An 8,192-nucleotide genomic window follows, 5' to 3' on the forward strand; every position below is an offset into this window, starting at 1 on the left:
TTTGGGCAAGAAAGTCTATCTGGATAATTTACCGCGGCAGGAAACCCTGGCCAATTATCTGAGCCAGCTGGAGCAGGCAGGGGTAAGACCGCTGCTTCCAGAGCGGCTGGCGGTAGAACAGGCCCTGGGCCGGACGGTAGCCAGGGCCATTCGGGCCCAGCTGGCCAATCCCCATTATCCGGCTTCAGCTATGGATGGGTATGCGGTCAGAGCGGAAACCACCTTTGGGGCCAGCGAGACCAAACCGGCCCGGCTCCTGGTGGGGTCGGAGGCGGTTTATGTGGATACCGGGGATGTGATTCCCGCCGGTTATGATGCAGTGGTAATGATTGAACAGGCGACTCCCCGGGGAGAGTATGTGGAAATCAATGGGGCGGCTGCGCCCTGGCAGCACATACGCCTGGTAGGGGAGGATATTGCTGCCGGTGAAGTGCTGGCCTGGCCGGGGGATCGCATTACTCCATACCTGGCGGCGGCTTTGCTGGCTGCCAATGTAACTGAGGTAGAAGTACGGGCCCGGCCCCGGGTGGCCGTCTTCCCCACCGGTACGGAACTGGTGGAACCAGGGAGTAAAGTGAAGCCTGGGGATATCCTGGAATTCAATTCCCGTTTGCTGGCCGGTTTGATCGAGGAATGGGATGCAGTGGCAGAACGGCAACCCGCTCTGCCTGACGACTATGAGCTGCTCAAGGCCAGGGTGGCGGAAGCGGCAGCAAACTATGACCTGGTAGTCATCAATGCCGGCTCTTCTGCCGGTTCCGAGGATTTTACCGCCCGGGTGATTGCGGAACTGGGCACCCTGGTCAGTCACGGGGTAGCCATCAAGCCCGGCAAACCGGTGATTCTGGGCGAGGTTCAGGGTAAGCCGGTGATCGGTCTGCCCGGTTATCCCGTATCCGCGGCCCTTACCTGTGAACTTTTCGTGAAACCGGTGCTGGAACTGCTGCGGGGCGGGCAGTTGCCAGGGCGGGCGACGGCCCGGGCCCGCCTGGTCCGCAAGGTGGTATCTCCCCTGGGCCAGGAGGAGTTTGTGCGGGTTAAACTGCTGGCCCAGGAAGCGGAGCTGGTCGCTGTGCCCCTGGGCCGGGGAGCAGGAGCCATTTCTTCCCTGGTCCAGGCCGATGGTTTGCTGGTGGTTCCGCGCCTCAGTGAGGGCTTTGAAGCCGGGACGGAAGTGGAAGTCCAGCTTTTCCGCCCCCTGGCGGAAATCCAGGAACAGTGGTGGTTTGGCGGTACTTACTGGCGGCCCTTTGAAGAAAAGTTGCTGGAACTGGCTCAGCAAGGGCAAAAAGTGGGCTATTACCCCACCGGCTCCCAGGCCGGTTTTCTCGCCCTCAGCCGGGGGGAAGTTCATGGAACTCTCTGGGCGGGAGAACAGCCCCCGGCTGCTTTTCCCGCCCGGTTGCTGGGAAAACGGCTGATGGGCTGGGCTTACCGGGAGAGCGAGCCTGGCCCGGAACCGGGCAGGGAGGAGAGTCATCTCCTTAAAGGTGCGGCAGCAGTGATGGCGGGGCTGTGGCCCAGGGCCTGGTGCAGTCAGGAAGTGGCTGAACTTTATCAGTTGCAATTTAAACCGGTACAGGAGGAACAGGTCTGGCTTTTGGTACGGCCGGAAAAGGCCTTCCTGCTGGACCGCTGGGAAGGCGGGACCTGAGATGAAGGACACCTTTGAACGGGAAATTAATTATTTACGCATTTCCATTACTGATCGCTGCAATTTGCGCTGCCTTTACTGCATGCCGGCAGACGGAGTGGAGCTAAAGGAACATGAGGACATTTTGCGCCTGGAGGAAATCACTGAAATAGTGCGAGCCGGGGCGGCAGTAGGTATCAGCAAAATCCGCATTACCGGCGGTGAGCCCCTGGTCCGACGGGGTGTGGTGGAGTTTATCCGCCAGCTCAAGGCTATTCCCGGCATAGACGATATTGCCCTGACCACCAATGGGGTTTTGCTGGCTCCTCTGGCAGCAGAACTGAAAGCTGCCGGGTTAAACCGGGTAAATGTTTCCCTGGATACCCTGCGCTCTGACCGGTTTCGGGAACTGACCAGGGGGGGACAAATTGAAAAAGTCTGGGAGGGGCTGGCGGCGGCCCTGGAGCATGGTCTCACTCCTGTGAAGCTCAATATGGTAGTCATGCGCGGCTTCAATGATGATGAATTGTTTGATTTTGTGGAACTAACCAGGGAGCGGGAATTGCACGTCCGCTTTATCGAGCTGATGCCTATTGGCACGGCCGATGCCTGGGCCCATCAGCGCCGTCTGACGATGGAAGAGATTCTTTTGCAGCTGGGCCGTCGCTATACCTTAGAACCAGGGCCCAGGATTGCCGGCTGGGGACCGGCTCGCTATTATCAGGTGCCGGGTTACCGGGGGACGGTGGGATTTATCAGCCCCATCAGCCAGCATTTCTGTGGCACCTGTAACCGTCTGCGCCTGACAGCCGAAGGGATGCTCAGACCTTGCCTCCATGCCAGACGGGAAGTGGATATCAAAACCCCCCTCCGGCAGGGGGCCAGGTTCGAGGAACTGGTGGCAATTTTTCAGGATGTCATCGGCCAGAAGCCCCAGGCCCACAGCATGGGGGAAACGGGCTGGGGTGAAAATGAGCGCAAAATGTTTCAGATAGGAGGCTGAAGCGGTGGAACTGACCCATTTTGATTCCCAGGGCCGGGCGCGTATGGTGGATGTTTCTGCCAAGGAAGTGACCCGGCGGGAGGCGGTAGCCCGCGGGGAAGTACGAATGCACCCCCGGACCCTGGCTTTGATCAAGGAGGGGAAAATGGCCAAGGGGGATGTGCTGGCTGTAGCCCAGGTAGCGGGCATCATGGGTGCCAAAGCTACTTCCAGCCTGATTCCCATGTGCCATCCTCTTTTTATCAGCGGGGCGCGCCTGGATTTTCAGCTGGATGAAAACAATTCCCGGGTGCTGATCGAGGCCCGGGTCAAGACGGCCGGGCAAACGGGAGTGGAGATGGAAGCCCTGACGGCAGTAAGCATTGCGGCTCTGACCATCTATGATATGTGCAAGGCCGTGGACAAGGACATGGTTATCGGCGAAATTCGCCTGGTGGAAAAAACGGGGGGCAAAAGCGGCCACTATCTACGGGAAGGGGAAGAACAATGGGGAAAATAGTAGCAGTATGTATCAGTGAGAAAAAAGGCATGCGCAAGAAAAATGTGGGTGCCGGGGAACTGGTGCCTGATTTCGGTCTGGCCGGAGATGCCCATGGCGGACCCTGGCACCGCCAGGTTAGCCTGCTGGCTCTGGAGAGCATTGAGAAAATGCGGCAGCTGGGACTGGAGGTAGGCCCCGGAGATTTTGCCGAAAACCTGACCACAGAAGGGATTGACCTGCTCAGCTTGCCGGTGGGCACCAAATTGCGCCTGGGTCCGCAGGCTGTGGCGGAGGTAACCCAGATCGGCAAAGAGTGCCACACCCGTTGCGCTATTTATTATCAGGCGGGGGATTGTGTCATGCCCAAAGAGGGGATTTTTGTCAAAATCCTGACCGGTGGTCCCATCAAGGTAGGGGACCAGGTGGAGGTGCTGCAGGATGGCTAAATTCACCTTTGCGGTGTTGACCGCCTCGGATAAAGGCTCCCGGGGGGAGCGCCAGGATATGAGCGGTCAGGTTATCCGGGAGCTGGTGGAAGAAATCGGCGGAGAACTGGCAGAATATCTGGTGATTCCCGATGAGCTGGAAGTAATTAAGGAAAAGCTGCTCTGGCTGGTAGATGAACGAGGAGTGGATCTTATTCTCACCACCGGTGGCACCGGGCTTGGGCCGCGGGATGTTACCCCCGATGCTACCCTGCAGGTGATAGACCGTCTGGTTCCTGGAATTGCAGAAGTGATGCGGATGGAAAGCCTGAAAAAAACCAGCCGGGCCATGCTGTCCCGGGCGGTAGCCGGGCAGCGGAAACGGTCCCTGATCATTAACCTTCCCGGCAGTCCCAAGGCAGTACAGGAATGCCTGGAAGTTATCCTGCCGGCCCTGCCCCATGGGATTGAGATTATGAAGGGACAAACAGGGGAGTGTGCCCGGCAATAAAACAGAGGTGCGAACCTCTGTTTTATTTTGGGGCTTGACAGAACAGATGTTCAAAAAGTATAATAGACCTGGGATGGAACATTTGTTCAGAGGAGGCGGTAGGATTGGAGCCCACTATTTTACTGATCGATATGAACGCCTTTTTCGCCTCGGTCCATCAGGCCCTGGACCCGGGCTTACGGGGTAAGCCGGTGGTGGTATGCGGGGATCGGGAGCAGCGCCGCGGGATTGTGCTGGCAGCATCCTATGAAGCCAAAAAATACGGGGTCAAAACGGGGATGACTGCCTGGGAGGCCCGAACCCTTTTGCCCCATGGTATCTATGTCCGTCCTGACTATGGCCAGTATCTGGCTTTCTCCCGCCGCATCCTGCAAATCATCCGGGAGTATTCGCCGCTGGTGGAGCCCTTTTCCATTGATGAAGCTTTTGTTGATCTCAAGGGGTGTGAGGGGTTGTTCGGGGATGTTCTGACAGTGGCCCGGGAGATGAAGCGGCGGATTCGGGAGGAAGTGGGGGTGACCTGTTCGGTCGGGATTGGGCCCAATAAACTGGTAGCCAAAATGGCGGCAGAACTGGAAAAACCCGATGGTTTAACTTTGCTGCGCGGGGAAGATGTGCCCCGGCGGCTCTGGCCCCTGCCGGTGCGGGAGCTATTTGGCGTGGGTAGCAGGACGGAACGGAAATTGCAGGCTCTGGGCATCAAGACCATCGGTGACCTGGCAAATTTCCCGGTAGAGGTGCTGGAGCGGCGGTTTGGCATCATCGGGCGAGTATTACATATGTCAGCCAATGGTATTGATTACAGCCCGGTCAGTCCGGGGTCCCTGGAAACGGCCAAATCCATTGGCAATCAGATGACTTTGCCCCGGGACTATGCCAGTTACCGGGAGTTGAGGGCAGCGATTCTGGAACTGGCGGAAATGGTAGGGCGGCGGGTACGTCAGGGAGGATATGAAGGCAAAACCGTTTCCCTGACCCTGCGGGATAGTGAACTCCATTTTTATTCCTGGTCGGCCAGCCTCTGGGAATATTCGGATTTGACCGAGGATATTTACCGCCAGGCCTGCACTTTGCTGGAGCGCTACTGGCCGGAAGGGAAAAGGGTACGGCTGGTAGGAGTGGGCCTTTCTAAATTGCGCCCCAAAACCGCCTTGCAGCTGGATGTTTTCGGGGAAAAGCTGAAACTGGAGCGGTTAAACCAGACCTGTGATCTGATTCGGGAACGCTTTGGCCGTTACAGCATCATGCGGGGAGGGGCCTTGACTGAGGCGGGGATTCATTATGGACAGAGGGAATAAGCTGTGGGAGGGACATCGCATGTTATTGCCGGAAATGCGGGAACTGGTTATTCACGAACAGGCAGGCAAACCGCCCTGGAAAAGACTGGAGGAAGCGGACAGGGAAAAAATCAGGGGCCTGTTGCAGCAGGCCTGGCAGGAAGAAAAAGGCATCCGGATCATATATTACTGGCAGGGGCAGGCCAAAGAGTTGCTTTTTTCCTCCTTTCGCCTGCAGGGAGGGGTGCTGGAAGGGGTCACTCCCCAGAACAGGATACGGCGGCTCAGGGAACGATATATCATTGAAGTGCAACTGGTTGATTGGGAATGGTAATTAATGATATAAAAGAGTAATAAACCATGGAAATGGCAAGGTGAATTTGATAAAATACTGCTAAAAGGTGTAAAAGTAAACACAAAGGAAATAGAAGGAAGGAATAAAATGAAGAAGAAAAATGAAGGTATCAAATGTAATTATTGTGGGGAACTTTTCGGAAAGGTTGCCATCAAGAGGCATCTGGAGAAGTGTGAGGTTAGAAAAGAAAAAACTCAGCCCGGGGAAGAGGTGTATTATTGGGTCCAGGTTCAGGGTTACTATCAGAAAGAATATTGTATGTATTTGGATGTGTCTGCGAAAGCTTCTTTAAAGGATCTGGATCAGTTTTTAAGAGACAGGTGGCTGGAGTGTTGTGGTCATTTGAGCAGATTCAGAATTGAGGGCAAAATTTATGATTCAGACCCTGACCCAGATATCATGTTTGGAAGAAATAAGAGTATGAAAGTGAAGTTGAATGATGTTTTGTATGAAGGACTTGAATTTATACATGAATATGATTTTGGCTCAACTACAGTATTAAAATTAAAGGTAATATCAACAAAGACAGGAGCAAAGCGCAAAGAAAAAGTAATACTAATGGCCCGCAACCTTCCACCTGAGTTTGTTTGTGTAGAGTGTGGGAGACCGGCGGTTCAATTGTGCAGTTGCTGTATTTATAAAGAAGATGCCTTTTATTGTACTGAATGTGGCGAGGAACATGAATGTGGTGAGGATATGATGCTACCTGTAGTCAATTCTCCCCGGATGGGGGTTTGCGGTTATTGCGGGGAAAAAGGATGACATTAGGATTTTGTACTGGGTACAGGGAATGATATAATAGCTATTATAGAATGGTAACATGGTAGCATCCTAACAGGGGTGCTTTTTTCTTTACTGGAGGTGTAAGCATTGAACAAAAACCGTCTGGCCATGCTGATACTGGTGTTAACCAACCTGCTCTGGGGCGGTAATTTCGTTTTTGGCAAATTCCTGGTTAAAATGATTCCGCCCTGGACCCTGGCCGCTTTGCGCTGGACAGTAGCTTCCTTGATTTTGCTGCCCTGGGCCTGGTGGCAGGAAAAACTGGCCTGGCCCCAGGTACAAAAATACCGAAAGCATTTGCTGTTAATGGGGATAAGCGGGGTATTTTTGTTCAATTCCCTGGTGTATCTGGCCTTGAAGTATACTACTCCGACCAATGCAGCCTTGATCAGCAGTGCTAATCCGGTAGTGATCGCTGCCCTGGCCTATTTCCTGTTTCGGGAGAAGCTGAACCGCCGCCAGCTGCTGGGGCTGGGCCTGTCCCTCACCGGGGTGGTCTGGGTAGTGAGCCAGGGTTCCTGGCAGCGCTTGACCCGGCTGGGTTTGAACTGGGGCGACCTGACCATGGTGCTGGATTTGTTCATCTGGACAGTCTATATTTTCAGCAGCCGCCAGGTGATGAAGGAAATACCGGTATTGAGTGCCACCGCCTGGAGTACAGCTATTGGAACTGTGTTGCTCTATCCGGTGGCAGGCTGGGAACTGGGGCAAATCAATATCATGGCCCTGCCCTGGCAGCGGCCAGAGGTGATTACTGGCATCCTCTATATCGGGATTTTTGCTTCAGTGCTGGCCTTTATCGGCTGGAATAAGGGAGTACAGGGCCTGGGGCCGGCCCGGGCCGCTGTTTTTCTCAACCTGATACCGGTATTTGCTGCCCTCTTATCCTGGCTGGTCTGGCAGCAGCCCTTGCAACAGGCCCAGCTTATAGGTGGCCTCCTGGTAGCTGGAGGCGTCTATCTTACCAATCGGGGGTGAGGATGATGGCTACATTAATGTTTGTGCTGGCCCATCCGGATGATGAATCCTTTGGGGCCGGTGGCACCATTGCCCGCTATGCCCGGCGGGGACACCGGGTGGTGCTGGTGTGCGCTACCCGCGGGGAAGCGGGTAAATGCGGTGATCCACCTCTTTGCCGTCAGGAAGAATTGGGAGAAGTGCGGGAACGGGAACTGCGGGCAGCGGCTGAGGTGTTAGGAATCAGCCGGGTGGAGTTTTTGGGTTATCGGGATAAGGAGGTACTGCTGGCTAACCCGGCCGAAATTGTGGGGAAAATAGTGCAACTGCTCAAGGAAGAAAGGCCGGAAGTACTGGTGACCTTCGGGCCGGATGGCATCAGCGGCCATGTTGACCACCGGGCCATCAGTCATTTTGCCACCCTGGCTTTCTGGAGCCTGCCGGAGGAAGAGCGGCCGGCCCGTCTCTACTATTATGCCTGGGAGCAGGGGGTGCGGGAACATTTGCAGTTAAGACAGGCTTTGCCTTCTCTGCCGGTTACAACGGTACTGGATGTCGGGGAATGGGTGGAAGTGAAAAAACAGGCTCTGTTATGTCACCGTACCCAGCACCTGTCTCTGGAGCGGGTCTTTTTCAGCCTGACGGAGGAACAGTTGCAGAAAGCCCTATCCAAAGAGGGTTTTCACCGGGTGTGGCCGGTATGGACGGGCGGAGAAAAAGAAAGGGGAATCTTGAACAATAAATAAAAAAATGGTAAAATAAAACAA

10 protein-coding genes are annotated in these 8,192 nt (G+C 55.0%); all 10 read left to right on the plus strand.

What is annotated here, in order from left to right; translation table 11 throughout:
* Position 1: 1 nt before the first annotated feature.
* The 10 genes from JDF658_RS02040 (at position 2) to JDF658_RS02085 (ending at position 8,171) form a co-directional block, all read left to right on the plus strand.
* Positions 2-1,654, plus strand: a complete 1,653-nt coding sequence (locus JDF658_RS02040) for a molybdopterin-binding protein (RefSeq protein ID WP_079906322.1) — start codon at positions 2-4, stop codon at positions 1,652-1,654.
* 1 nt (position 1,655) lies between these two features.
* Positions 1,656-2,636 (plus strand): GTP 3',8-cyclase MoaA, encoded by a 981-nt coding sequence (gene moaA, locus JDF658_RS02045; RefSeq protein ID WP_079906323.1) that lies wholly within the window; start codon positions 1,656-1,658, stop codon positions 2,634-2,636.
* 4 nt (positions 2,637-2,640) lie between these two features.
* Entirely contained in the window at positions 2,641-3,135 is a 495-nt protein-coding gene (gene moaC / locus JDF658_RS02050) for a cyclic pyranopterin monophosphate synthase MoaC (RefSeq protein WP_079906324.1), read from the plus strand.
* Entirely contained in the window at positions 3,123-3,563 is a 441-nt protein-coding gene (locus JDF658_RS02055; protein ID WP_078664685.1) for an MOSC domain-containing protein, read from the plus strand. The genes moaC and JDF658_RS02055 overlap by 13 nt, the downstream gene beginning before the upstream one ends.
* Positions 3,556-4,053 (plus strand): molybdenum cofactor biosynthesis protein B, encoded by a 498-nt coding sequence (locus JDF658_RS02060; protein WP_078664684.1) that lies wholly within the window; start codon positions 3,556-3,558, stop codon positions 4,051-4,053. Before JDF658_RS02055 ends, JDF658_RS02060 begins: the two co-directional genes overlap by 8 nt.
* 104 nt (positions 4,054-4,157) lie before the next feature.
* The gene (gene dinB, locus JDF658_RS02065) at positions 4,158-5,351 is read left to right on the plus strand and encodes a DNA polymerase IV (protein WP_079906325.1); all 1,194 of its coding nucleotides are present in this window, start codon (positions 4,158-4,160) and stop codon (positions 5,349-5,351) included.
* A 19-nt stretch (positions 5,352-5,370) separates the two neighbouring features.
* Positions 5,371-5,664: a hypothetical protein gene (locus JDF658_RS02070; protein ID WP_079906326.1), complete on the plus strand. Its 294-nt coding sequence runs from the start codon at positions 5,371-5,373 to the stop codon at positions 5,662-5,664.
* A 108-nt stretch (positions 5,665-5,772) separates the two neighbouring features.
* Positions 5,773-6,447 (plus strand): hypothetical protein, encoded by a 675-nt coding sequence (locus JDF658_RS02075; RefSeq protein ID WP_078664682.1) that lies wholly within the window; start codon positions 5,773-5,775, stop codon positions 6,445-6,447.
* A 108-nt stretch (positions 6,448-6,555) separates the two neighbouring features.
* Complete coding sequence (locus JDF658_RS02080) at positions 6,556-7,446, plus strand: DMT family transporter (RefSeq protein ID WP_079906327.1); 891 nt, start codon at positions 6,556-6,558, stop codon at positions 7,444-7,446.
* Positions 7,447-7,451: 5 nt separating this feature from the next.
* Positions 7,452-8,171, plus strand: coding sequence for a PIG-L deacetylase family protein (locus JDF658_RS02085; RefSeq protein ID WP_159073871.1), 720 nt, complete (start codon positions 7,452-7,454; stop codon positions 8,169-8,171).
* Positions 8,172-8,192: the final 21 nt, after the last annotated feature.

The sequence above is a fragment of the Carboxydocella sp. JDF658 genome, from assembly GCF_002049395.1.
In the GTDB taxonomy this organism is placed as follows: domain Bacteria; phylum Bacillota.